Annotated in this window: 23 protein-coding genes and 1 pseudogene; 12 read left to right on the top strand and 12 right to left on the bottom strand. The window is 72.9% G+C overall.

The genetic code is table 11. The annotated features are described in order from the left end of the window. The first annotated feature begins 401 nt into the window (after window positions 1-401). A complete protein-coding gene (gene murQ, locus C892_RS0110615) occupies window positions 402-1,364 on the top strand; it encodes an N-acetylmuramic acid 6-phosphate etherase (protein ID WP_017557164.1) in 963 nt (320 codons plus the stop codon). A 42-nt stretch (window positions 1,365-1,406) separates the two neighbouring features. Further along, entirely contained in the window at window positions 1,407-2,897 is a 1,491-nt protein-coding gene (locus tag C892_RS0110610) for a PTS transporter subunit EIIC (protein WP_017557163.1), read from the top strand. Here C892_RS0110610 and C892_RS0110605 read toward each other — a convergent pair. Then, window positions 2,884-3,684: a fumarylacetoacetate hydrolase family protein gene (locus C892_RS0110605; protein ID WP_017557162.1), complete on the bottom strand. Its 801-nt coding sequence runs from the start codon at window positions 3,682-3,684 to the stop codon at window positions 2,884-2,886. The two genes, C892_RS0110610 and C892_RS0110605, sit on opposite strands and share 14 nt — an antisense overlap. Before the next feature lie 139 nt (window positions 3,685-3,823). Here C892_RS0110605 and C892_RS0110600 point away from each other — a divergent pair, with 139 nt between their 5' ends. Both C892_RS0110600 and alc read left to right on the top strand, forming a co-directional pair. Continuing rightward, window positions 3,824-4,783 carry a LysR family transcriptional regulator gene (locus C892_RS0110600; RefSeq protein ID WP_017557161.1) on the top strand — a complete coding sequence of 320 codons (960 nt, stop codon included), beginning with the start codon at window positions 3,824-3,826 and terminating at the stop codon, window positions 4,781-4,783. A gap of 62 nt (window positions 4,784-4,845) precedes the next feature. Beyond that, entirely contained in the window at window positions 4,846-6,024 is a 1,179-nt protein-coding gene (alc, locus tag C892_RS0110595; RefSeq protein ID WP_017557160.1) for an allantoicase, read from the top strand. A 125-nt stretch (window positions 6,025-6,149) separates the two neighbouring features. On the opposite strand, the gene C892_RS0110590 is transcribed toward alc, so the two are convergent. Both C892_RS0110590 and C892_RS0110585 read right to left on the bottom strand, forming a co-directional pair. Beyond that, window positions 6,150-7,688, bottom strand: a complete 1,539-nt coding sequence (locus C892_RS0110590) for a YfcC family protein (RefSeq protein ID WP_017557159.1) — start codon at window positions 7,686-7,688, stop codon at window positions 6,150-6,152. Next, window positions 7,685-9,055, bottom strand: a complete 1,371-nt coding sequence (locus tag C892_RS0110585; protein WP_017557158.1) for a M20/M25/M40 family metallo-hydrolase — start codon at window positions 9,053-9,055, stop codon at window positions 7,685-7,687. The genes C892_RS0110590 and C892_RS0110585 overlap by 4 nt, the downstream gene beginning before the upstream one ends. A 203-nt stretch (window positions 9,056-9,258) precedes the next feature. On the opposite strand from C892_RS0110585, the gene C892_RS0110580 reads away from it, so the two are divergent. Together C892_RS0110580 and C892_RS0110575 are read left to right on the top strand one after the other, a co-directional pair. After that, on the top strand, window positions 9,259-9,636 hold the full coding sequence (locus C892_RS0110580; RefSeq protein WP_017557157.1) for an antibiotic biosynthesis monooxygenase family protein: 378 nt from the start codon (window positions 9,259-9,261) through the stop codon (window positions 9,634-9,636). A gap of 116 nt (window positions 9,637-9,752) precedes the next feature. Beyond that, entirely contained in the window at window positions 9,753-10,592 is an 840-nt protein-coding gene (locus C892_RS0110575) for a DUF3152 domain-containing protein (RefSeq protein WP_017557156.1), read from the top strand. Here the strand turns inward: C892_RS0110575 and C892_RS0110570 are convergent. Together C892_RS0110570 and C892_RS0110565 are read right to left on the bottom strand one after the other, a co-directional pair. After that, the gene (locus C892_RS0110570) at window positions 10,589-11,020 is read right to left on the bottom strand and encodes a hypothetical protein (RefSeq protein ID WP_017557155.1); all 432 of its coding nucleotides are present in this window, start codon (window positions 11,018-11,020) and stop codon (window positions 10,589-10,591) included. The genes C892_RS0110575 and C892_RS0110570 overlap by 4 nt on opposite strands. Before the next feature lie 138 nt (window positions 11,021-11,158). Beyond that, entirely contained in the window at window positions 11,159-12,622 is a 1,464-nt protein-coding gene (locus tag C892_RS0110565; protein ID WP_239647340.1) for a serine hydrolase domain-containing protein, read from the bottom strand. 176 nt (window positions 12,623-12,798) lie between these two features. On the opposite strand from C892_RS0110565, the gene C892_RS0110560 reads away from it, so the two are divergent. Both C892_RS0110560 and C892_RS0110555 read left to right on the top strand, forming a co-directional pair. After that, complete coding sequence (locus C892_RS0110560; protein ID WP_026124285.1) at window positions 12,799-13,971, top strand: sensor histidine kinase; 1,173 nt, start codon at window positions 12,799-12,801, stop codon at window positions 13,969-13,971. After that, window positions 13,968-14,636, top strand: coding sequence for a response regulator (locus C892_RS0110555; RefSeq protein WP_338040839.1), 669 nt, complete (start codon window positions 13,968-13,970; stop codon window positions 14,634-14,636). The genes C892_RS0110560 and C892_RS0110555 overlap by 4 nt, the downstream gene beginning before the upstream one ends. 76 nt (window positions 14,637-14,712) lie before the next feature. Here C892_RS0110555 and C892_RS0110550 read toward each other — a convergent pair whose 3' ends face one another. From C892_RS0110550 to C892_RS31760, 4 genes are all read right to left on the bottom strand, one after another. Beyond that, entirely contained in the window at window positions 14,713-15,192 is a 480-nt protein-coding gene (locus tag C892_RS0110550) for an SRPBCC family protein (RefSeq protein ID WP_017557151.1), read from the bottom strand. 432 nt (window positions 15,193-15,624) lie between these two features. Further along, window positions 15,625-15,990, bottom strand: a complete 366-nt coding sequence (locus C892_RS0110545; RefSeq protein WP_017537168.1) for a hypothetical protein — start codon at window positions 15,988-15,990, stop codon at window positions 15,625-15,627. Beyond that, window positions 15,987-16,253, bottom strand: coding sequence for a hypothetical protein (locus tag C892_RS0110540; RefSeq protein WP_017557150.1), 267 nt, complete (start codon window positions 16,251-16,253; stop codon window positions 15,987-15,989). Before C892_RS0110540 ends, C892_RS0110545 begins: the two co-directional genes overlap by 4 nt. Continuing rightward, window positions 16,250-16,432: a hypothetical protein gene (locus C892_RS31760; RefSeq protein ID WP_152513373.1), complete on the bottom strand. Its 183-nt coding sequence runs from the start codon at window positions 16,430-16,432 to the stop codon at window positions 16,250-16,252. The genes C892_RS0110540 and C892_RS31760 overlap by 4 nt, the downstream gene beginning before the upstream one ends. A gap of 233 nt (window positions 16,433-16,665) precedes the next feature. Here C892_RS31760 and C892_RS0110530 point away from each other — a divergent pair, with 233 nt between their 5' ends. From C892_RS0110530 to C892_RS0110525, 3 genes are all read left to right on the top strand, one after another. Continuing rightward, the gene (locus C892_RS0110530; RefSeq protein WP_017557149.1) at window positions 16,666-17,502 is read left to right on the top strand and encodes a helix-turn-helix domain-containing protein; all 837 of its coding nucleotides are present in this window, start codon (window positions 16,666-16,668) and stop codon (window positions 17,500-17,502) included. Between the two features lie 9 nt (window positions 17,503-17,511). Beyond that, window positions 17,512-17,709 (top strand): DUF397 domain-containing protein, encoded by a 198-nt coding sequence (locus C892_RS30515; protein ID WP_083934355.1) that lies wholly within the window; start codon window positions 17,512-17,514, stop codon window positions 17,707-17,709. A gap of 653 nt (window positions 17,710-18,362) precedes the next feature. Next, window positions 18,363-19,070: a DUF4386 family protein gene (locus C892_RS0110525; RefSeq protein WP_017557148.1), complete on the top strand. Its 708-nt coding sequence runs from the start codon at window positions 18,363-18,365 to the stop codon at window positions 19,068-19,070. A gap of 31 nt (window positions 19,071-19,101) precedes the next feature. On the opposite strand, the gene C892_RS0110520 is transcribed toward C892_RS0110525, so the two are convergent. The 3 genes from C892_RS0110520 to C892_RS0110510 form a co-directional block, all read right to left on the bottom strand. Continuing rightward, window positions 19,102-21,279 carry an ABC transporter permease family protein gene (locus C892_RS0110520; protein ID WP_017557147.1) on the bottom strand — a complete coding sequence of 726 codons (2,178 nt, stop codon included), beginning with the start codon at window positions 21,277-21,279 and terminating at the stop codon, window positions 19,102-19,104. Then, entirely contained in the window at window positions 21,276-21,926 is a 651-nt protein-coding gene (locus C892_RS0110515; RefSeq protein WP_017557146.1) for an ABC transporter ATP-binding protein, read from the bottom strand. Before C892_RS0110515 ends, C892_RS0110520 begins: the two co-directional genes overlap by 4 nt. A gap of 183 nt (window positions 21,927-22,109) precedes the next feature. Further along, window positions 22,110-22,451, bottom strand: a complete 342-nt coding sequence (locus C892_RS0110510; RefSeq protein ID WP_017557145.1) for a hypothetical protein — start codon at window positions 22,449-22,451, stop codon at window positions 22,110-22,112. A gap of 441 nt (window positions 22,452-22,892) precedes the next feature. On the opposite strand from C892_RS0110510, the pseudogene C892_RS30505 reads away from it, so the two are divergent. Continuing rightward, window positions 22,893-23,054: pseudogene (locus C892_RS30505) on the top strand (DUF397 domain-containing protein); the annotation flags it as partial. Window positions 23,055-23,182 lie beyond the last annotated feature (128 nt).

Raw genomic sequence — 23,182 nt, 5'->3', positions numbered from 1 at the left:
CCAAGACGGTCGCGAGGACCGCCGTATGGACGGCGAGTCGACGGGCAGCGGCAGGCAGGGGTCGGGAGGCACGGGCGCCGGGGGTCACGTCGGTCTCCGGGGGTGGGGGATGCGCGGGAGCGCAGGGAACTTAGCCGGTCTTTAAATGCCTGAACAAGCTCTAAGAGAGGACATACCACCACAAACCTCCTGAATGGCGTGGGTCACACTCGCCACCGGAAGCACTCCGGCCCCCGAACGCGCTGGTCGGGCGCGGGGTGTTCAGGCGGGCACAGAGCGGGATAATTCCGGCAATGTGACGTGAATCACCCCGCCGGTGCGTTTCTGTGGCGTGGGAGGGAAAATTACCTTCTAGGAACAAGAAGCCGAGGAAGGAAACCTTCACGAGGAGAGGCGGGCGCATGGCCGGCACCGGGACCGATACCGGGCGGGACGGGATCGACGGGCGGGGGCTGCGGGACGAGCTCGCCCGGCTGGCGACCGAGGCGCGCAGGGACGACCTGGCCGACATCGACCGCAGGTCCACCGCCGACATCCTGCGCACCATGAACGCCGAGGACGCCACGGTGCCCGCCGCCGTCGCCGAGGCCGTGCCCGCCATCGCCGCGGCCGTGGACGCCGTCGCCGAGCGCATGCGGCGCGGCGGGCGGCTCGTCTACGCCGGGGCGGGGACCGCCGGGCGGCTCGGGGTGCTCGACGCCTCCGAGTGCCCGCCCACCTTCGGCACCTCCCCCGGCCAGGTCGTCGGCCTCATCGCCGGCGGCCCGCGCGCCGTGAGCGACGCCGTGGAGGGGGCCGAGGACGACCCCGGCGCGGCCGCCGCCGACGTCACCGCGCTCGGCATCGGCCCGCTCGACACGGTCGTCGGGGTCTCGGCCTCCGGCCGCACCCCCTACGCCGTGGAGGCGGTGCGCTCCGCACGGCGGGCCGGCGCGCTGACGCTCGGCGTCTCCTGCAACCCCGGCTCCCCCCTGGGCGCCGCCGCCGAGCACCCGGTGGAGGTGGTCGTCGGCCCCGAGCTCATCGCCGGCTCCACCCGTCTGAAGGCGGGCACCGCCCAGAAGCTCGTGCTCAACATGGTCTCCACCGTCACGATGATCCGCCTGGGCAAGACCTACGGGAACCTGATGGTGGACCTGCGCGCCACCAACGAGAAGCTGCGCGCCCGGTCGCTGGGCATCGTCGAGGCCGCCACCGGCGCCTCCCCCGACGACGCCGAGGCCGCCCTGACCGCCTGCGACGGCTCGGTCAAGGAGGCCATCCTCGTGCTGGCCGCCGACGTCGACGCCGCCACCGCCGCCCGCCTGCTCGGCGACAGCGGCGGCCGGCTGCGCGAGGCCATCGCCGCCGCGCTCACCGCCTAGCGCCCGCTCCGCGCGCCCCTCCCCCGCCGAAAGGAGTCCCCCGTGTCCGACCGGGACGCCGCCTCGGGACCCGAGGCCACCGCCCGTGCCCTGCTCCCCCTCGTCGGCGGGCAGGCCAACGTCACCTCGATCGCGAACTGCATCAGCCGCCTGCGGCTCGGCCTGGCCGACCGCTCGCTGGTGCGGGACCAGGCGATCAGGGACCTGCCCGCCGTCATGGGCGTCGTGGAGGACGACACCTACCAGATCGTGCTGGGCCCCAAGGCGGTGACCGAGGTCGCCGAGGCGTTCGAGCGGCTGGTGGAGCGCGAGCGCGCCGACGCCCCCGCCGCGCCCGCCGACGCGCCTGGGGACGGGGACACCGCCGAGGTGCTGGCCGAGCGCGGGGCCGCCATCCGGGCGGCGAACAAGCGCCGCAACGCCACCCCCTTCAAGCTCTTCCTGCGCCGCATCGCGAACATCTTCGTGCCGCTCATCCCGGCCCTGATCGCCTGCGGCATCATCGCCGGGGTCACCGGCCTGCTGCGCAACCTCGGCTGGCTGGAGGGCGCCGTCCCCGCGCTCACCGCGATCAGCTCCGGGTTCATGTCCCTGATCACCGTGTTCGTGGGGATCAACGCCGCCAAGGAGTTCGGCGGCACGCCCGTCCTCGGCGGCGCGGTCGCCGCCATCATCCCCTTCGCCGGGGTCGCCGACGTGCAGGCCTTCGGCACCGCCCTGTCGCCGGGCCAGGGCGGGGTGCTGGGCGCCCTGGGGGCGGCGGTGCTGTGCGCGGTGGTCGAGCGCCGGGTGCGCCGCCACATGCCCGGCACCCTGGACGTGCTGCTGACCCCCACCATCGCGGTGCTGGTGGCGGGCCTGGCCACCGTCTTCGGGCTGATGCTGGCGGCCGGGGCGCTGTCCGAGGCGATCGGCGCCGGGGCGAACTGGCTGCTCGGGCAGGCGGGCGCCGCCGCCGGGCTGGTGCTGGGCGGGCTGTTCCTGCCGCTGGTGATGCTCGGGCTGCACCAGGCGCTCATCCCGATCCACACCACGCTGATCGACCTGGAGGGCTACACCACCCTGCTGCCCGTCCTGTCCATGGCCGGGGCCGGGCAGGTGGGCGCGGCGCTGGCGGTCTACCGCCGGATGCGCCACGACGAGGGCATCCGCTCCACGGTGCGCTCGGCCCTGCCGGCGGGCCTGCTGGGCGTGGGCGAGCCGCTGATCTACGGGGTGACGCTGCCGCTGGGCCGCCCCTTCGTCACCGCCTGCGCGGGCGGCGCCGTCGGCGGCGCGTTCGTGGGCCTGATGGGCCAGCTGTGGGCGACCACCGGTTCCACCGCGATCGGCCCCTCGGGCTGGGCGCTGTTCCCGCTGGTGCAGGGCAGCGCCGGGATCGGGCCGGCGGTGGCGGTCTACGGCGGCGGGCTGCTGGTCGGCTACGTCGCCGGGTTCGTGCTCACCTACCTGTTCGGCTTCCCCAAGGGCGGGCCTCCCGCGGCGGTGCCGCGGGAGGCCGAACAGGCCCCGGACGCGGTCAGTCCCGGGTGACGATCGGGTTGTTCAGCTCCCCGACCTTCTCCACCGCCACGCTGACCCGCTGCCCCGGCTCGACCGGGCCGACCCCGGCCGGGGTGCCGGTGAGCACGACGTCCCCCGGCAGCAGCGTCATGAAGGTGCTGATGTAGGAGATCAGCTCGGGGATGGGGTGGATGAGCGCCGAGGTGCGGGCGTCCTGGCGGACCTCGCCGTCCACGGTGGTGGTGACGCGCAGGTCCGCGGCGTCCTCCAGGGTCAGCCCGGTCTCGATCCACGGCCCGATCGGGCAGAAGGAGTCGAACCCCTTGGCCCGGGTCCACTGCTTGTCGGTGCGCTGGAGGTCGCGGGCGGTCACGTCGTTGGCGACGGTGAACCCGAAGACCATCTCCTTGACGCGCTCGGCCGGCACCTCACGCCCCATGCGGCCGATGACCACGGCCAGCTCGCCCTCGTAGTCCACCTGCGAGGACGCCTTGGGGTAGAACACCGGGTCGTTGGGACCGGTCACCGCCGTGGAGGGCTTGAGGAAGACCACCGGCTCGTCGGTGGGCTCCCCGGTGACGTCCTTCATCTCCTCGACGTGCTCGGCGTAGTTCTTGCCGATGCACACCACCTTGCTGGGCAGGACCGGGGACAGCAGGCGCACGTCCTCCAGCTTGGCGCGCTCGCCGGTGAGCTGGATGTTGCCGAGCAGGGGGTGCCCGCTCATCCGGGACACGAAGTCCTGCCCGCTATCGGCGTCGGTGTCGACCAGGCCGAAACCGACGTCGTCTCCGGAAGAGAATCTCGCGATGCGCACGGCTGCCCTACCTAGCCTTCATTGGGGAGACCACGACCCGTCCGAGGGTACCGAGGCCTGAGGGCGCACGGCCCGCGCCGCGCGACGCGGGCGTGAACGGTGCGCGCACGACCGTTCAGTACTGCTTACCCTTTGCGGTATGACCGACTGGGATCTGCGCAAGCTCCGGGTGCTGCGCGCGCTCGGCGAGCACCGCACCGTCCGGGCCACCGCCGAGGCGCTGAACATGACGCCCTCGGCGGTCTCCCAGCAGCTGGCCGGGCTGTCCCGGGAGGCCGGGGTGCCGCTGCTGGAGGCGCACGGGCGGCGGGTGCGCCTGACGGATGCCGCGCACGTGCTGCTGCGCCACGGCGACGCCGTCTTCGCCCAGCTGGAGCGGGCCGAGGCCGAGCTGGAGTCGTTCGCCCGGGGCGAGGCCGGGCGGGTGGCGGTGGGCGCCTTCGCCACCGCCATCCCGGCGCTGGTCGTGCCCGCGGCGGCCGACCTGCGGCGGCGCTGGCCCGACCTGGCGGTGCGGGTGCGCGAGGCCGAGGCCGCCGAGGTGTACGAGCTGCTGGCCGCCGGCGAGGTGGACCTGGCGCTGTCGCTGGCGGCCGACGCCCCTTCGCCGCGGGACGCCACGTTCGAGCGCACGGTGCTGATGGCCGACCCGCTGCGGGCGGCGCTGCCGGCCCAGCACCGGCTGTCCGGCGCCCCGGGGCTGCGCCTGGCCGACCTGGCCGAGGAGCCGTGGATCTTCGGCGACTCCGGACCCTGGCGGCAGATCACCGAGCACGCCTGCGCGGCCGCCGGGTTCACCCCCGACCAGGCGCACGCGGCCGCGGACTGGAACGCGGTGCTGGCGATGGTGGAGGCCGGGATGGGGGTGGCGCTGGTGCCGCGGCTGGCGGCGCCGGGCGCCCGGCCCGGGGTGGCCGTGCGCGAGCTGCGCGCCGACCGGCCGCTGCGGCACGTGGTGGCGGCGGTCCGCTCGGGGGCGGGCGGGCGGCCGCGGCTGGCCCGGGTGCTGCGGGCGCTGCAGCGCGCGGCCGCCGAGCACGCCGACGGCCCGCCCGCCCCGGGCGCATTGTTCAGTGATCCTGAACAGTCTGCACAGTAATCGTCGATGGACACGAAAGGTCGGCCGCGCGCACACTAGGGGACGGAATCGCCTTTAGTGGCATGAACTTCACATCCCCGACAGAGGTCCTTCCGGACCTCGTGAGGAGCACCGTGGCCGAGACCCCCGCCGATCCGCACGCCTTCGACGCCCGGCCCTACTCCGGCGGCGACCCCTACGCCGACTACCGGGCCACCGAGCACGCCTTCACCTCCCTGGTCGACCTGGCCGACCGCCGCCTGGGCGGTTCGGTCGTCGCCGCCAACGACGAGTTCTTCGCCCAGCGCGAGAACCTGCTCAAGCCCGAGCCGGCGGTCTTCGACCCCGAGGCGTTCGGCCACAAGGGCAAGGTCATGGACGGCTGGGAGACCCGCCGCCGGCGCAACACCGCCGAGGCCCCCTTCCCCGAGGACGGCGCGCACGACTGGGCGCTGATCCGCCTGGGCCTGCCCGGCGTCGTGCGCGGCGTGGTCGTGGACACCGCCCACTTCCGCGGCAACTACCCGCAGCAGGCCTCGGTGGAGGCCGCCTGCGTGCCCGGCACCCCCTCGCCCGAGGAGCTGCTCCAGGCCGAGTGGACCGAGATCGTGCCCCGCTCCCAGCTGCGCGGCCACGCCGCCAACGGCTTCGCGGTGGACGACGGGCGCCGCTGGACCCACCTGCGCCTCAAGCAGTACCCCGACGGCGGCATCGCCCGCCTGCGGGTGCACGGCGAGGTCGCCGCCGACCCCGAGTGGCTGGCGGCGCTGGGCACCTTCGACCTGGCGGCGCTGGAGAACGGCGGCGCCGTCGAGGACGCCTCGGACCGCTTCTACTCCCCGCCGGAGAACACCATCCTGCCCGGCCGCTCGCGCAAGATGGACGACGGCTGGGAGAACCGCCGCCGCCGCGTCCGGGAGAGCAACGACTGGGTGCTCTACCGCCTGGCCGGCCAGGCCGACGTCCGCGCGATCGAGATCGACACCGCCTACCTGAAGGGCAACGCCGCCGGCTGGGTGGAGGTCTCCTTCGCCGACGCCGACAAGGGCGACCTGTCCGACCCCGCGGTGTGGACCACGGTGCTGCCGCGCACCCGCCTGCAGCCCGACTCCCCGCACCGGTTCCTGCTGACGGGGGCGCCCGCGGCCACGCACGCGCGCATCGACGTCTTCCCCGACGGCGGCTACTCGCGCGCGCGCTTCCACGGCAGCCTGACCTCCGCCGGCCTGGAGGACCTGCGCGCCCGCCACGCGCGGCTCTAGCCCCCTCCCCGCGTTGATCTCGGGGAAGTCGGCCTTATGACGGCACTCTTCAGGCCGTCTTTCCCGAGATCAACGCGGGTTCGGGCCCCTGCGCGCGCGGAACCGCCCCGTCCCCTTCCGGCCGTTCAGGCCAGGGCGGCGGCCGTTCCCACGAACACGCAGACCAGCACGAGCAGCACCGCCAGCAGCGGCGCCACGAAGCGCAGGTAGGCGCCGTAGCCCACCTTCGCCAGGACCAGTCCGCCCATCACCACGGCCGTGGTGGGCACCCACAGGTTCATCCACCCCGAGGCGGCCTGCCAGGCGGTGACCACGATGTCGGCCGGGACCCCGGCGAAGTGCGCGAGCGGGGCCAGGACCGGCATCGCCAGCGTGGAGTGGCCCGAGGTGGAGGGGATCAGGAACGCCAGCGGCAGGTTGACCAGGAACACCAGCACCGCGAAGAACCCCGACGAGGTGCCGGACACTGCCGCCTCCATGGAGTGCAGCACGGTGTCGGTGATGCGGGCGTTGTTCATGATGGCGGTGACGCCGCGGGCGGCCACGATCACCAGCGCCGGACCGATGAAGTCGGCCGCGCCCTGCACCAGGGTGTCGGTGAGCCGCTTCTCCCCCATCCGGTCCATCAGCCCCACCGCGATCGCGGCGACCAGGAACAGCGCCGAGAGCTGCCCGAAGGACCAGTCGAGCTGCCAGGCGTAGGGCGCGGCGTCCGCCTCCCCGGTGAGCACGCCCGCCCAGGGCACCACGGCGAACACCATGAACGCGAACACCAGCGCCATGAACGCCACGACCACGGCCTGCGTACGGGTCAGCGGCTCGGGCTCGGCCTGGCGCCCCGCACGCTCGGCCGCCTCGGCGTCCCCGGGCAGGAACCCGACCAGGGAGCGCTCGGGCCGCGCCTTGACCCGCGCGGCGTAGCGCAGCACGTAGCCGATGGTCACGGCGGTCAGCACGGCCCACATCAGCAGCCGCAGCGGCAGCCCGTCCCCCAGCGACACCCCCGCCGCCGAGGAGGCCACCCCGGTGGCGAAGGGGTTGACGGTGGAGGTCAGCACCCCCACCCCGGCGCCCAGGATCACCGCGCCGGCCGCCGTCATCCGGTCGTACCCCAGCGCCAGGACCATGGGCACGATCAGCCCGTAGAACCCCAGGGTCTCCTCGGCGAAGCCCTCGATGGAGCCCAGCACGGAGAAGACCGCCATCACCGCCGCCACCAGCAGCAGGCCGCGGCCGCGGAGCCGGTGCGCCAGGCGGGCGATCGCCCGGTCCAGCGCCCCGGTGGCGAACACCGTGGTCACGAACGCGCCGATGGCCAGCACGAACAGGAACACCGCGGCGCTGCCGAACAGCTCGCCGGCGTTGTCCGGGGCGACCGTGCCGGTGTCGGGGTCGCGGATGCCGTAGAGCCCGTTGACCGGGGCGAGGAACAGGTCCATGAGCCGCTCGCCGACGGTGCGGCCGCCGTCGACGCGCTCGTAGGTCCCCGCGATCGGGGCGCCGTCGCCGTCCCTGCGGTACTCCCCCGGCGGGATGAGGAAGGCCGCGAGCCACACGGCGACGGTGACGGCCGCCAGCACGGTGAGCGCGCTGGGGAAGTGCCAGGTTCGGGCCTCCGAACGGGGTTCCGGGTCGGGGGCCGGGCGGGTCTGCGGGCCGCTCACCGTGCGTCCTCCCGCTCGCGGTGGCGGCGGGCGTACTCCTGGAAGAACACCGCCTCGGCCACCACCGCGCGCTTGAGCTCCTCCAGCAGGACCCGCTCATTGGGGGCGTGGAGGTTGGACTCGGAGTCCTGCGCCCCGAACAGCAGGATCTCCGCCCCTGGGACCGCCTTGGCCAGCCCCGACACCAGCGGGATGGCCCCGCCGCTGGCCATGTGCACCGGTTCGGCGCCCCAGGCCACGCGCATCGCATCGGTGGCCGCGCTATAGGCGGGGCCGCCTGTCTGCGCGGCGAACCCCGACCCGGCGTCCCCGGCGGTCACCTGGAGCGGGATCCCGAACGGCCTCAGTCCCTCTAGGTGGCGCACCAGCGCGCGCTGCGCCTCGGCGGCGTCCTGTCCCGGGTGCACGCGGAGGTTGATCTTGGCGCGCGCGTAGGGGACGACCGCCGCCGCGGCCGTGTCGACGGCCGGGGCGTCCAGCCCCATCACGGTGATGGCGGGACCCGTCCACAGGCGCCGCCCCAGGCTGCCGGTCCCGATCAGCGGCGCCTCGGACCGCACCCCGGCCATGCGGCGGAACTCCTCCTCGTCCAGGGTGGCGCCGTCCCACTCCTCGCTCAGCAGCCCGGGGACGGCCACGTTCCCGTCGGCGTCGTGCAGTGTGGACAGCGCGTGCAGCAGCGCGATGAGGGCGTCGGGCGCGGCACCGCCGAACTCCCCGCTGTGCCGGGGGCCGTCCAGGGTGCGCACCTCCACGACGACCTCGGCGTCGCCGCGCAACGCGACGGTGAAGGTGGGAACGCCGGGGCGCACGTTGCCCATGTCGGCGATGACCATGGCGTCGGACCCGAACAGCTCCGGGTCGCTGGGCGGGTACTCGTCCAGCGGGCCGCCGTACTCCTCCTGGCCCTCGATGACGACCTTCACCCCCACGGGCGGGCGCCCGCCGAACACTCTGAGGGCGCCGATGTGCACCAGGATGTTGGACTTGTCGTCGGCGATCCCGCGCGCGCGGACGGCCGGACCCAGCGGTCCGGCGTCGAACTCGGTCGGCTCGAACGGCGGGCTTTCCCACGCGGACTCGTCCCCGGGCGGCTGGACGTCGTAGTGGGCGTACAGCAGCACCGTCGGAGCGCCCTCGGGCGCCGGCAGGGAGCCGGTCACCACCGGGTAGGAGCCGGGCAGCTCCAAGGAGCCGACGGACTCCATCCCCGCCGAGCGCAGCAGTTCGGCCACACGGTCGCGGGCGCGCAGCACGGGCGCCTCGGGGTGGCCGGGGAACGCGATCGAAGGGATGCGGGCCAGGTCCACCAGGTCCGAGCGCAACCCTTCGGCCAGGCCCTCGACGGTCCGGGCGATGTCCCGCATACGGCTCCTCCAGGTGGGTGCGGTCGTGGCCGGGCGCCATTGCCCGCATCCTCCCCGGCACCGCCCCGCATGGCCCCCAGGCGCGCCCCCGCGCTTCGTAAAGAGTGGGTGTTGCCGCGGTCAGGCGCCGGAGGTGGTGGAGACTTGTCCCGGACCCGTTGCGGTCGAGGTTGCCGATGTCGCCGTCGAGGAAGGACACCGCCATGAGCGTGGTCAAGTTCAACGTGCTCACCGTCCCCGAGGGCGGGGGCGCGACGCTGGAGGAGCGCTTCTCCAAGCGCGCGGGGCTGGTCGAGGGCCAGCCCGGTTTCGAGGAGTTCATGCTGCTGCGCCCTGTGGAGGGCACCGACCGGTACCTGGTGTACACGCGGTGGAAGGACGAGGAGTCGTTCCAGCAGTGGCTGGAGAGCAGCGCCTTCAAGAGCGGCCATGCCGAGGCCGCCAAGGACGCCGCGGCGGAGCAGGGGCAGGGTCACGGCCATGGCCACGGGCATGGACACGGCCACGGCGGGCCCGCCGCCACCGGCAGCGAGCTGTGGGGGTTCGAGGTCGTCCAGCACGTGGGCGGCGGGGGCGCGTAATCTTCCGCCAATTCCCGGACTGCGGATGACCAGGCGGGGAGCGGGCGCGTTCGCGCGTCCGCGGATTTCTGGGATGCTGGAAGCTCGCTCCCACCCCATTCCAGGAAGGTCCGCGCGTGCCCGAGCGAGCTCCGCAGTCCGGCGGCCGCCGGCGCCGCCGCTACCCGCTTGAGGTACTGGTCGGGCTGGCCGTGATCGTCCTCGGCTGCGCCATTCTCGTGGCCGACCGCCTGCCCTGGGTCCCCGACCCGGGCGCGGACGGGGCCGCGGTTCCGGCCGCGTCGTCCACGGCCTCCCCGGCGGCCGGCGCCCCCTCGGGGTCGCCCTCGCCGGAGGCCTCGGCCGGTGACGACGGGGACGGCGGCGAGGACGGTGACGGGGACGACGGCGGGCCCGGGGAGGACGCCTCCCCGATCATGCGCTCGGTGGAGGACGAGGTCGTCTCCGCCGACGGCGACCTGTCCGTGGTCGGCGGCGACACCGAGCGCGTCGGCGACGGCCCGGTGGTCCGCTACACCGTGGAGGTGGAGGAGGGGCTGCCCGGGGAGGGGGAGGACTTCGCCGCCGCCGTGGACGCGATCCTCGCCGACGAGCGGGGCTGGCGCTCCCAGGGCCACTCCTTCGAGCGCGTGGAGGACGGAGCGGTCGACTTCCGCGTCGCCCTGGCCTCCCCGGACACGGTCGACGCCATGTGCGCACCGCTGCAGACCAACGGATACACCTCCTGCAAGGCCGGCGGCCGCGCGATCATCAACCAGAACCGCTGGGTGTCCGCGGTCGAGCACTTCGACGGCGACCTGGAGACCTACCGGGTCTACGTGATCAACCACGAGGTCGGCCACGCCCTGGGCCACGGCCACGTCGGCTGCCCCGGGACGGGCGAACGGGCCCCGGTGATGATGCAGCAGACCCTCCGCCTGAACGGCTGCGAGCCCAACGGCTGGCTGGAGCCCTAACCCGCGTCGGCCGGCCCGGTGGACACCTCGACCTGCCCGCGGACGGAGCGGATGAGGACGCCGGCCGGAGAGCCGAGGAAGCCGAGGGACCAGTCGGCGGGCCCACTGACCGGGTCGTGGCGCCCCGGGGCCGCGATGTGGCGCCCGTCGCCGAACACCAGGCGCAGGTGCCCGGACGGGAAGGCGATGGAGACCAGCACCTCGGTGCCGACGAGCGTCTGGAGGACGTCCAGGGCGTCACCCGAGGCAAGCGGCGCGGCCCCGGGGGCGCGCGGCGTCCCCTTGGAGAACAGGCACTCCTCTGCCGGCTCCAGCACGAAAGGCGGAACGGCGACGACGACACGGCCGTCGTCGCCCCGCTCTTCGACGCCCCCGACCCGCAGCCCGCGGAGTCCGAGGTCCCACCGGTCTTCCCTGAAGCGAACCACGAGACCCGATCCTCCAGCAGGTGGCCGACGAGGTTCCCCATGGTTCCCGATGCCCGTCAGCGGCGGGCCCGCCGCCGTCGGCTTCCGCGCCGGGGCCCGCCCCACGTCATCCTCCCGCCGGCCGGATCACCGCCCTCTTCAGCGCAGCCGCCGGTAGCACCAGATGCGGCGGGTGAGTGCGGCGGCGCCCAGGACGAGGCACACCGCGGAGAACAGCACCAGCAGCGGCATCAGCCAGACGACCACGATCCAGTACTGGAAGCTGAACGACCCGCCCTGTGCCCCGATCAGTGTCGGGAGGAAGAGGCCGAGGGCGGTCACGAGTCCCAGCGGGATGAGTCGGAGCACGGCCCTCGGGCGGCGGGCCCCGCGGCGGCGGAGCGCCCAGCGCCGCGCGCGGACCACCGCCGTGCTCAGGAGCGCGCCCGCCGCCAGGGTGAGCCCCAGCAGGACCGCGTTGACGATGGTCAGCGGGTTGCTCATGGGGGTCGTCTCAGCACCGGCCCGCTCCGCCAGGAGGTTGTTCGTCAGCAGACTCGGTGCCCCCACACCGTTGGTCAGGACGACCACGGCGGTGCCGGTGCCGGGCGAGAACGCCATGTCACCGGTCCAGGTCGCCAGGGTGCCCCCGTGGGCGACCAGCGGCGCGTCCCCGCCCGCCGGGTCGGGGCGGACCTCCCAGCCCAGGCCGTACTCCTCGGCCCCCGGCTGGGCGGTGTGCATCTCCTCCAGGGAGGCCTCGCTCAGCAGGCCGGTGTCGAGCGCGCCCTGGTTGAAGCGCACCCACCGCACCATGTCGTCCAGGGTCGAGACGACGCCGCCGTTGCCCACGCAGCGGCCGGGCATCTCCGGGACGGCGACGGCGGCGCCGAGCACGACCTCGTACCCGGAGGCCAGCCCCTCCGCCGGGTCCGAGCAGCCCAGGGTGGCGGTGGTGTCGTCCATCCCCAGCGGGGCGAACAGCTCCGAGGCGAGGAAGGCGTTGAACGGCTCGCCCGAGACCTCCTCGACGATCCGCGCCGCGACCGAGTAGTTGGTGTTGTGGTACTCCCACCGCTCCCCCGGGTCGGCGGCCAGCTCCTTGTCGGACAGCTCGGCGACGACCTCGGCGGCGCTGCGCGGGGGCGGGAACGCGTACTCGTTGTTGGTGGTGATCGACAGCCCCGAGGTGTGGCTGAGGAGCTGTCGGACCGTGATCTCGCGGAAGCGCGGGTCGGCCATGGTGAACTCGGGCAGGACGCCGACGACCGGGTCGTCCAGGGCGAAGTCCCCCCGCTCAACCAGCAGCATGACCGCCGCCGCGGTGATCGGCTTGCTCATCGACGCGACCCGGAAGCGGGTGTCCTCGGTGACGGCCTCGCCGTCGCCGTCGCGGCCGCGGAGGGTGGTCCCGTCCGTGGAGCCGTCGATCACCGCCACGGCCATGCCGGGGGTGTCGTAGGCCGACCGGTAGGCGTCGACCAGCCCCTCGGCGCCCGTGTCCGCGCGGGCCGGCGGCGCACCGGGCACCGCGGTCGCGACCAGCACGGCGAGCGTGAGGACGAGTCGGGCGGCCGCGGAGGACCGGGTGGGGAATGCAGGGAGCATGCGTCGGATGTTCACGGCGGCAAAGCTAGTTCCGGAGCCCGTCGGCCCACCTCACCCCGCGGGGTGAAATCGCGCCGCCGCCCCGGCTCACCGGCGCGGGGAGCGCGGCGGTCGTGGTTGCATTGGCCCCGGCGTGATCCGGCCGCCCGTCTCGCGCGCGGCCCGGCGGAACGGTGCGGCACAGGGTGGTCATGGACGGCTTTGCGACACACGGCGACCGCGGCGGCGACCGGTGGCCCCGGCTCGCCCTGGCCGCCCACTGCGTCCTGGCGCCGCTGTCGGTGGCGGCCGTGGTCCTCATGGTCCTCGCGGGCGCCCGGCTGTGGCAGGTCGCGGCGGTGGTCCTGGCCGCGGTGGCGCTGCACGCGGCGGTCGCCACGGCCCGGCGCCGCCCCGTCGCGGGGTTCGCGGCGGCCTCGGCGGCCATGCTGGGGCTCGTGCTGACACCGATGCCCGGGTGGGCGCCCAGCGCTCTGCCGTCGGCGGGCTGCTTCCTGGTGGTGCTGTGGCGCATCGCGTCCGTCGCGGGGTTCCGGCTGCGCCTGGCCGCGCTGCTGGTGGGCGTCGCCGGGGTCGTCATCAGCGGGCTGACCGCCTGGGCGCGGCTCCCGGAGGGCGCGGCGGCGTGGACGGCGGCGGCCCAGGGCGCGATCGAACTGTGCGCGGTCGCCGGGGTGTGGGGCGGCGCGGTCGCGGCGGCCCGGCGCCGGCAGCGGGCCGCCCGGGCGGAGCGGGAGCGGCTGGAGGCGGCGCGGTCGGCCGAACGCGCGCGGATCCGCCGCGACCTGCACGACGTCATCGCGCACTCGATCACGGTGATGGTGGCGCGCGTGGACGCGGCGGCGGTGACGACCGGCGACGACGGCACGCGCGAGGAGCTGGAGGACGTGGCCGAGTCGGGCCGCGACGCACTCGGGGCGCTGCGCGCCATGCTGGCCGTGCTGGACGCGGGGCGCCCGGACCGTACGGAGGCGCCGCCGGCCCTGGCCGCCCTGCCGGATCTGGTGCGGTCGGCGTCCACGCCGGTGCACCGGGTGGCCTTCGAGGAGGAGGGGACGCGCGGGACGATGGCGATCGACGCCGAGGCGGCGCTCGTGCGCGTGGCGCAGGAGGGGATCACCAACGCGTTCCGCCACCTGCGGCCCCCGGTCTCCGTGGAGGTCCTTCTCCAGTGGCGGGAGGGGGAGGTCCTGCTCCGGGTCCGCGACGACGGCGGCCGGGGCGCGCTGGACAACGGCCCTGCCGGGACCGGGCTGGCGGGGTCCCGGGAAAGGGTCGAGGCCGCAGGCGGAACGTTCTCCGCGGAGCAGGAGGACGGCGGGTGGGTCCTGACGGCACGGCTACCGACCAAGGAGCAGCGGTGAGACCGGTACGGGTACTCCTGGTGGACGACCAGGTGCCGCTGCGCCGCGCCCTGCGCACGGTGCTGTCGGCCGATCCGGGCATCGAGGTCGTCGGGGACGTGGGCGACGGGCGGGCCGCGATCGAGGCGGTGCGCTCGCAGGGCGTCGACGTGGTGCTGATGGACATCCGCATGCCGGGGCTCGACGGCGTCGGCGCGACGAAGGAGGTCACGCGCCTGTCGCCGACGACGCGGGTGCTGATCCTGACGACCTTCGATGCCGACGAGCTGGTGGCCGCCGCGGTGCGGGCCGGAGCGAGCGGCTACCTGACGAAGGACACGCGGCCGAACGCGCTACGGAAGGCCGTCCACGACGTCGCGGCCGGGACGTCCGCCTTGGCCCCGGGGGTGGCGGCCACGGTCATCGACCTGCTCCGCGAGGCACCCCGCGCCGAGCCCCGGACCAGTGCCGAACCGCTGGGCGCCCTGAGCCCGCGCGAGGTCGACGTCTTCATGCTGATCGCCGCCGGCCGTTCCAACACCGAGATCGGCGAGGAGCTGTTCCTGAGCCAGAACACGGTGAAGACCCATGTGCGGGCGGTCCTGACCAAGCTGGGCCTGCGCGACCGCGTGCACGTGGTGATCCACGCCTATGAACACGGCCTGATCCAGCGGCCGCCGGGCTGACTCCGCCGTACGCCCTGCTGTTTGGAATGCGGCGGGTTCCCAGCCGTCCGCGCAGGTGCGGCTTGCTCAGACAGAGCTATGGGCCCGACAGGGGCGAGCCGCCGTCGCACTCCAGCAGGCGCAGAAGGTTCGCGTTGCGCTCGGCTATGAGCAGCCTCATGTACTCCTTCAGCACCAGCGTGTCGGCCACGCGCCCCAACGGCCCCAAGGGAGAGGCGAAGTCCACCCGGTCGGTCATCAGGCACGAGCGGTCCTGCAACCGGTGGAAGGCGTGCTCATGGCACAGGCGGGCGAATGGGCCCCGGACCTGCTCGCCGACGAAGAAGTGCGGGGCGTCCATACGGGTGATGCGACTGCCCACCCTCCAAGTGATTCCGAAGTGGCGGGCCTGGAAGGTGACGGTGTCGCCTTGGTCGAGCAGCCCGCAGGCGCTGGTGCTCACAACACGTTCGCAGTGGCGCCGCATGATGTGGGGGTGCAGGTGGGGATCTGCGCAGGCCCGGAAGACCTTGTCAAAGGGGGCGGGGATGACGGTGGTCAGCTCAATACGGGGCACGCACGCATCCTAGGCTCCTGAGCCCGCCCGGCGAGGGATCGCGGTCCCTCGCCGGGCGGGGTGGCCGCCCTCCCCCTCCGTGCCGGGGCGGCCGGGGATGCCGCCGGTCCGGAGGCATGGACCGGCGGCGGGTCGACGGGGAGCGGGGTCGTGTCCGCAGGCGTGGTGGAACTCTGCGGGCCCCGGCCGCCCCCGGGAGCACTGCCCGCCGCCCGCACCGACTCCCCCGAGATCAACGGCGAGGAGGGGGCGCGCACCCGGGGCGGGGCCGCCGGTCACGCCGCAGCGGTCGCACCGTTCACAAGGACGCGGCCGAAAGCTCTACCACTCCAGCGGACACGACCGGGAGCGGTGGCCCGCCCGCCGCGCCGCCCGGCGTCGGAGGCGGGGCATCGGGCGCGGCGGGTGCACTTCCGCTCGGTGTTCAGTCGGTTATTCCGTGGCCGAGTTCCTGAGGGCCGCCACCTCTGCGGCGCGACTCTCGGAGGGCTGTTCCATCAGGGCCGCGAGGTCGTGGCGCTCGCGTGCGGCCTTCTCGAATTCGCGCGCATCGCCGCCCTTCGCTCCAGGCGGCACGAGGCTCAGGCACCGGTCGGCGCGCCCCAAGAGGACGCCGAAGACCTCCAGGTCATGGCAGGCGAGTCCGAAGCCGTGGACCGCGTGTTCGGCCGTGAACAGCAGAGCGGAGCCGTCGCTGGTGTAGCCGACGCCCCAGGAGGGCGCATAGCGCAGGGCCAGTTCGACGAAGCGGGCGTACCGGTCGCCGCCCAGGCGGGGCGGGGTGTAGCTGATGCTCATGCCGCACACCCGGTTCCGTCGTCGGGGAACTCCTCCGGGAGGCGGCGGAGGCCTTCGACCACGGCCTCCAGGGAGATGTGCGGAGCGGCCCGCAGGATGCCGCGCGCGGCATCGGCGCGGATGGCGAGAAGGGCTTGCCGGTCGCGCCAGTGCCCGGAGCGCACGGGGACCGCGAGGACGGACAGCAGGGCGTCGATGAGGTCGTCGGCGTCGGCCGTGCGGTAGGCGGGGCACGGCGGCCCGGTGGTGGTGCGGCGGGTCATCGCGCGGCCTCCGCCCGGACGGCGAGCAGCTCGCGCACCAGCGGGGCGAGCTCGGCACGCAGGTCATCGAGGCCGTCGGAGCGGCGCAGGGGCGGCGCGGTCACCGCGCACGGCACGGTCGGAGCGGCCTGGCGGAAGCGGCTGCGCGAGTGCCGGCCGCGCGGTCGCGGAGTCGGCACCAGAGCCACCAGGGCACGAAGAAATCGCAGGTAGGACACGGGTCCCCCAGGGGGTCGAGCCGGATGGGAGGTCCGGCGTGGGATTGAGTTGTGACCTAGCATGCAACGTAGCCGCTACGTTTTCAAGTGAGTTTACGTAGAAGGCAATATGCAACGTCAGCATCGTAGAGGGTGAAATGTCCAATTCCCAAGGTCACGGATACGCTGGACCGGCTCGTACGGAGGGGAGCGCGATGCCGGACAGCCCCACGATCAAGCGCCGCCAGCTGTCGAACGAACTGCGACGCCTGCGCACGGCCGCGGGAATGACGGTGGAGGAGGCGGCCGAGCGGCTGGAGTGGTCCCGTGCGCGCCTCGGCCACATCGAGACCGGACGCCGCAAGAAACCGCTCGTCACAGACGTCCGGGCATTGCTCGACCTCTACGACGTGACGGACGAGCGCGAACGCGAGGCGATCCTCGGATTGGCCAGAGCTGCGCGTGAATCGGGATGGTGGACGCGATACGAAGACGTCTTCACCGGACGCTTCCCCGGCTTCGAGGCCGCCGCGCGACGGATCAGCACCTTCCAGCCTGCGACCATCCCCGGCCTGTTGCAGACGCCGTCCTACATCGAGGCCGTCACCAAGGCCACGCTGCTCTACGACGCAGATGACATTCAGCGAGTGATCGATGCCAGGCAGCAGCGGCAGGCCATCCTCACCGGCCAGGACCGCCCAGAGGTCTGGGCGGTCATCGACGAAGCCGCCCTCCTCCGCCTCGGTGACGGCGAGATGATGCGGGAACAGATCCAGCATCTGATCGACGTAGCGGAGGACACGTCGAACTCGGTCACGATCCAGGTACTGGGGATCGACGCCGGACTCCACGCAGGGGTCGGTGGTCCGTTCGTGCTCTTGGACTTCGACGAAGGCATGAACGCCCTCGTCTACATCGAGACGGACACGGACGGCCTCTATCTGGAAGAGTCTCCCGAGGTCGAGCGGTACCGAAAACTCCTCCTTCACATACAGGTGGCGGCGATGAACCCTCCGCGCTCCCTGGCATATCTGAAGGACATGCTCACTTAGAGAGAAACGATGAATCCGATACCAAGCACAGCGCCTGGACAGTTCCGCAAGTCGTCGTACTCCAGGACGAACGACTGTGTTGAAGTCGCTGACGGCGTCGGAGTGAGCGCCGTGCGCGACACGAGACACCGCGCCATTGGGACCTTGCTTTTCAGCTCTTCCGAGTGGCGAGCCTTCATCGAAGCGACCAAGCGCGGTGAGACCTGACCCTCTGGCTCATAAGAAGGAGGCCCCACCGAAGACGGTGGGGCCTCCTCCAACTCAATCCCGCGGTCAGAGTACCCCTGCCGCATACTCCAGCGGTAGATCGTGGTCACGCTAGAACCGTGGCCTGACATCGAGGAGAGCGCAGGACCTCGCCTTGGGGTCAGGGGCCCGCCAAGCAGCGCCGCCCCAAGGCAAGGGACGGTGGGGGCGCAATCCCGCCCCGCCCCCACGACCACGCCTCGTCGGCCTCTCCCCCCCGGGGCCGCATGGCGGACGCCGCGCGGTGGCGGTGAAGGTGCCCAGCAGTTCGGCTTCAGGGGCTGGGTGGATGCGCGCGTCCACGTCGGTGGTGCCGTATCCGGCCAGGAGGCCGGCCCACTGATCGGGCTCGTACTCCCACCGGTACAGCCACACCGGCCACCCGGCGAACCCGGCCCCGGACACTCCCTGGCTGGTCATCGGTGTGATCGACGTTCAGGAGCGGGGCGGCCGCATCACGGCACGTTCGCCCCTGAGGCGGATTTACGGGTTGCCCGGCCCCTGAGGTCCGGGAAGTCACCGGATGCGCGCGACCCCTCGTCGAGACGATCCTTTCTGGTACATGCCGCACCCGATACGAACGGAAGGCATCTGACGAGGCAATGTCAGAAAGGATGCTCGACAGTCAGGCACAGCGGTTCCAGGCGGTATCGGCCGGGGTCCTTGCGCTGACCGGTGGTGTCCTGACGGTGACCGGCAGCCTCCTACAGCAGCGAGCACAGATCCCGCGCGGCGACCCGACGGGGGTTCTGCACCACATCGCCGGGCACCCGTGGTTCGCCGCAGCCCTGGTGAGCGTGGTCGGAACGCTGTGCTGGGCGGTGGCCTTCCCCGCGATCGGCCGCACCCTCCGGGATCCGGTCGGCCGGACGGCCGCCCGGATGGCCGAGCCCGTACTCGCCGTGGCGGCCGCAGTCTTCGCGGTCACCTACGCCCTTGACGGGTTCACCAGCGGGATGATCGCCCGGCAGTGGATCTCCGGCGAACGGGGGACGGACGCACTGACCGACATCCGAGTCGTGGAAGGAGTCGTCGGAGGCACCTCCACCCTCTCCCAGGCCCTTCTGGGCTTGGCGCTTTCCGCCTACGCGCTGGCGATACTGCGCAGCGGCCGGTATTCCCGCGTGCTGTCCTGGGCGGGCGTCGCCGCGACGCTCGGCTGGTTCGTCGGCGGATCGGCCCTGTTCCTGCAGCTTCCCGGAGCATCGTTCCTGTTGCTCCTGCCTTTCACCACACTCGCCACGATCTGGACGATGGGCCTGGGAATCGCACTCTTGCGCCACAACCGGCACAGCGCACCCGGCGCAGAGTCGACGTCCTGATCAGGCGGCGGGACGAGCCGCCCCCGGAGGCTCAGGTCCGGCCAGGGCGCCACGACGCGGCCGCTCGGGCGGACGCCGTGCCCGCGGCCAGTCCGGCGGCCACTGCAAGGGCGATGGCGCCCAGCGTGATCGCCCCCAAGGTGTCGGGCGGAGCCACGGGAACCTGCCGGTTCTGCTGGACGACCGTTCCCAGCGGCAGGCTCAGCAGCGCGGCCAGGACCGCCGCGAGGGACAACGGGGCAGTGAGGAACCCCAGAGCGACACCGTAGTGCCACCTGCGTCGGCCGGTGAGCACGCTCAACGGTGCCGTCGCGCGTACCGCCTCGGCGATGTGCCCGCCGGCGCTGATCAGCCCGGCGGCCGCGAGAAGCCCCATCCCGTAGCTCCCCAGCAGCACGCCCCACTCCGACAGGCGGGCGTTGGCCGGGGTCATCTCCAGCGTGGCCAACCGGTCCACCTGGATGGTAGGTCCGAGCACCGGGCGAAGTGCCGCGTCGACCTCTGCACGGTTCACCGGGTCCTCCATCGGTGACAGCACCGCGAGCTTCTCCACGCTTCCCTCCGCTCGCGCGACCGGGGCCGACTGGACCTGGGCTTCCCCACCGACCTGCCAGTTGAGGAGTTCGGCGACGCGGACGTCGCCGCTGCCCGTCCCGACTGGAGCGGGACCGGCCGGGCAGTCCAGTTCCAGTGACCCCAGGACGGGGCAGGGTGCGCGCAGTACGGTCGGCCCCCGGTCCTCGTCGGCGGTGTCGATGGCCATCAGCCGGGCCCGTTCGGGGAGGGCTCCCCGGGCCTCGCCGATGCGCTCGCCGGTGAGCTCATGCGCCGAGACCTGCAGGGCGCTGTCGCCGAGCCGCTCGTTCGCCATGCGCGCCTGCGCGGAGGTCAGGGTCTCCGACGCCAAGAAGTAGTGCATGTTGACCAGCGTGACCACGCCGATGACCACGGGGGCGACCAGGCGGGCCAGCACTCCGGGCCGGTGCCGGCACCAGCGGCCGGCCACGATCCAGGACGGGCGCCCGGCGCGAAGGCCCTGCCGGGCCACCGCCGCACCGGCCCAGGCCAGAATGGCCGCCAGCGCGGACGGGGCCAGCGCCAGCGCGCCGACCAAGGCGACCGCATAGACCGGCAGCGTCCATGCACTCCCGGGAGGCGCGAGGACAACACTCGAGGCCACGGCCGTCGACAGGGCGAACAGGCCGATCTTCCAGGTGGCGACGCGGTCCGCCCCCGGTCTGGGCCGGGCGGCGCCGCGCCGGGCCCGCCGGGCGTGCAGTGCGGCGTACCCCAGGGCCGACGCGGCGAGGGAGACGGCGACCAGCGCCGGAAGGAGCCACCACATGCGCCGGACGTCGGCCGCGTAGACCGTGTAGTCGATGCCCGGCACCGCGAGGTCGGCCAGAAGCGGGGGAAAGGCGAACAGGGCGCCGAGGGCGGTACCGACCACGATCGCGTCCGCGCAGGAGGCCAGGCCGACGAGGAAGTGGTGGCGCCTGCTCGCTCCCAGCGCGGTGAGCAGGGCGGCCCGGCGGTCGCGCCCCGATGCGGCGAAGCGGGCGGCCACGACGAACAGCCCTGCGGCGGGCAGGAGCACGAACACCAGGTAGGCGGAGACCATGAGCTGCTGGGCCGCAGGGGTGAAGGCGATGTCCTCGCCGAAGGGGTAGGACCCCGGAGGCCCGAACCCGCTGATCGGGTACGCCCAGTCCTCGGGAACGGCGGCGTCATCGGGCAGGCCGACGTAGGCCAGGCGCTCGGCGGGTGAGAGCAGCCCTTCGGGGCCGATGCTCCCGGCGTATTCGCCGTAGCGGTCCTCGATTCCGGGTTCGGCGTCGGCCAGTGCCGGCGAAAGGTAGACCTGGCCGGGTTCGGGCCAGGCGGCGAGGCCGGGAGGCGGGGGCGCGGTGGGGTCGATCGGGTCGAGGTAGACCACCGAGTGCTGCCAGTCGCCGGCGCTGTCGGGCCGCTCGGCCCACTCGGCGACGGCCTGGCCGGGGGCGTCGGTGATGATGGGCTGGCGCTCCGCATCGCGCAGGTCGCGCCCCTGGAAGGTCGCCAGCACCACGGCCAGCCCGACCAGGGTGACCGTGAGCGCACAGGTGGCGGCGATCAGAACGGCCCGTCGTGCGCCCGGCGGGACGCCGCCGGCGCGGGTCCGCCCGAGGAGCAGGAGGCGGCGGTCGAGGCCCGGGGATTCGTCGCTCACCGCTGCACCTCGCTCAGGCCGCCGTCCCGCAGGTGGAGAACGCGGTCGCCGCGTGCGGCCAGGTCGCGGTCGTGGGTGACCACCACCAGTGCGCATCCGCGCCGGGCGGGGAGGCCGAACAGGATGTCGGCGACCTTGTCCCGGTTGTCGGGGTCCAGGGCGCCGGTGGGCTCGTCGGCGAGGAGCAGAGCGGGGTCGGTGATCAGGGCCCGGGCCACGGCGGTGCGTTGGTGCTCGCCCCCGGAGAGTTCTGCGGTGGTCTCGGCGGCCGTGGCCACATCCAGTTCGGACAGGAGGGTGCGGGCGCGCTCGGCGGCCTCCTGGGCTCCGAGCCCGGCGAGCAGCCCGGCCAGAGCGACGTTGTCCACCGGGGTGAGCTCGGGCAGGAGCTCGCCGTGCTGGAACACCATGCCGATCTCACGGCTGCGGAGCGCGGCCAGCCTTCTGTGGCGCAATCGGGTGATCTCTTGCCCGGCGACGCGGATGTTTCCGGCGTCGGGCGCCGACAGACCCAGAACCAGGGAGAGCAGGGTGCTCTTGCCGCTTCCGCTGGGACCGGTGACCACGGTCGAGGTACCGCCGTGGGCCTCCAGGTCCACCCCGTCCAGAAGGGAACGGCCGACGACCGTATGGACGACTCCGCTCATCTGCAGCGGTGGCGTCTCATCGGAAGTCCGGGAGGGAGCGGGGGCGGCGGCGCCGGTCGGCATGTGGTCGTCTCCGGGAAGGATGTTCGAACGGATGAGCGGTAGGCATGTGCTCGAAGGGGCGGCCCCGCGCGAGACCCGGCACTTGGGCCGTGACCGCACGCGGGACCGCTAGGGAAAGCGTTAGGCCTTCCAGTCGCTGCAGGCGTCAGGCCATGCGCTGATGCTCTCGCAGACGCGGAGTTTGAGGATGTCGGAACCGCTTCCGCTGGTGGCGGTCGTCCCGTATCCGCTCTTGTTGTACAGACCGCGCTCGGTTCCCGGCGACGCCTGTCGGTAGTACTTGCCGTAGACGACACGGCCGTCGTCCTCACCGTCGTAGACGGAGATCTTGGAACCGCCAGCGGTCGTGTAGGCCTTGTCGTCTCCCTGATAGGCGGTGATCGCCATGGCGGTGCCGTTGAGCAGCGGCAGGGCAGCCAGGGCCGCGATCGCCGAGCCAGCGATGATCTTCCGAGCGTTCACAGCGACAACTCACTCGCTTCTGTTATCGATCGGCTACGTACAGCACCCGGCCGGGGCGCCGCCAATCCTGACGAACACCCCATACAGAATCAAGCGTGATGATGCGCCACAGAGAGATAAGAAGGGTGTTAATGCACGCAGCGGAGACGGGGCCGGATCCGGCCACCCGCCGATTGCGGCGTTCTCCACCCCCGACCGTGGTCGGAATCGGCCGCCCCGGTCCATCCGGCCCCGCGACGACTACTTCGAGGACCTCTGACGGCCCCTCAGCGGCTTCTTCCTCGAGGAGGATGAGATGACGCACGACGAGAAGGTGTTCGCGACCTCCAAGGAAATCGCCCTGCCACTCGCCGACATGGTGTGCTTCTTGGAAGAGAGCTTCACTTCCCAGTCGAAGAGACCGACCATCATGCCTGAACAGCTCCCCCTCACTTCCGCAGGTCGAGCTACAGCAGCGGGACGGGACAGAACTGTGTCGAGGTCGCCGACCTCCCCATGGGGGCGGCCATTCGGGACAGCATCAACCGTGGATGCGGGCATCTCGCCTTCGGCGCTGATGAGTGGAGCGCCTTCCTCGAACAGGTTAGGACCGACAGGCTTTAGGTGCAGCAGCAAGGCATCGCTGCCTCAGATGGAAGGCCACTACGGATACGGCCCCTCTGTTCCCCTGTCTACAACGCACTTAGAGGTCATCTCATTTGGAGTCTCGGTAGCCTGGCCGGGTGTCGATG

It is taken from the genome of Nocardiopsis baichengensis YIM 90130 (assembly GCF_000341205.1).
GTDB lineage: Bacteria > Actinomycetota > Actinomycetes > Streptosporangiales > Streptosporangiaceae > Nocardiopsis_A > Nocardiopsis_A halophila.
This window is presented reverse-complemented; position numbering and strand designations above follow the sequence as displayed.

Excerpts from the sequence above, each read along its gene's own strand:
- murQ (WP_017557164.1), top strand. The coding sequence starts at position 402 with ATGGCCGGCACCGGGACCGATACCGGGCGGGACGGGATCGACGGGCGG.
- C892_RS0110600 (WP_017557161.1), top strand. The coding sequence starts at position 3,824 with ATGACCGACTGGGATCTGCGCAAGCTCCGGGTGCTGCGCGCGCTCGGC.
- alc (WP_017557160.1), top strand. The coding sequence starts at position 4,846 with ATGAACTTCACATCCCCGACAGAGGTCCTTCCGGACCTCGTGAGGAGC.
- C892_RS0110585 (WP_017557158.1), bottom strand. The coding sequence starts at position 9,055 with ATGCGGGACATCGCCCGGACCGTCGAGGGCCTGGCCGAAGGGTTGCGC.
- C892_RS0110580 (WP_017557157.1), top strand. The coding sequence starts at position 9,259 with ATGAGCGTGGTCAAGTTCAACGTGCTCACCGTCCCCGAGGGCGGGGGC.
- C892_RS0110560 (WP_026124285.1), top strand. The coding sequence starts at position 12,799 with ATGGACGGCTTTGCGACACACGGCGACCGCGGCGGCGACCGGTGGCCC.
- C892_RS0110545 (WP_017537168.1), bottom strand. The coding sequence starts at position 15,990 with ATGAGCATCAGCTACACCCCGCCCCGCCTGGGCGGCGACCGGTACGCC.
- C892_RS0110540 (WP_017557150.1), bottom strand. The coding sequence starts at position 16,253 with ATGACCCGCCGCACCACCACCGGGCCGCCGTGCCCCGCCTACCGCACG.
- C892_RS0110530 (WP_017557149.1), top strand. The coding sequence starts at position 16,666 with ATGCCGGACAGCCCCACGATCAAGCGCCGCCAGCTGTCGAACGAACTG.
- C892_RS30515 (WP_083934355.1), top strand. The coding sequence starts at position 17,512 with ATGAATCCGATACCAAGCACAGCGCCTGGACAGTTCCGCAAGTCGTCG.
- C892_RS0110525 (WP_017557148.1), top strand. The coding sequence starts at position 18,363 with ATGCTCGACAGTCAGGCACAGCGGTTCCAGGCGGTATCGGCCGGGGTC.
- C892_RS0110515 (WP_017557146.1), bottom strand. The coding sequence starts at position 21,926 with ATGAGCGGAGTCGTCCATACGGTCGTCGGCCGTTCCCTTCTGGACGGG.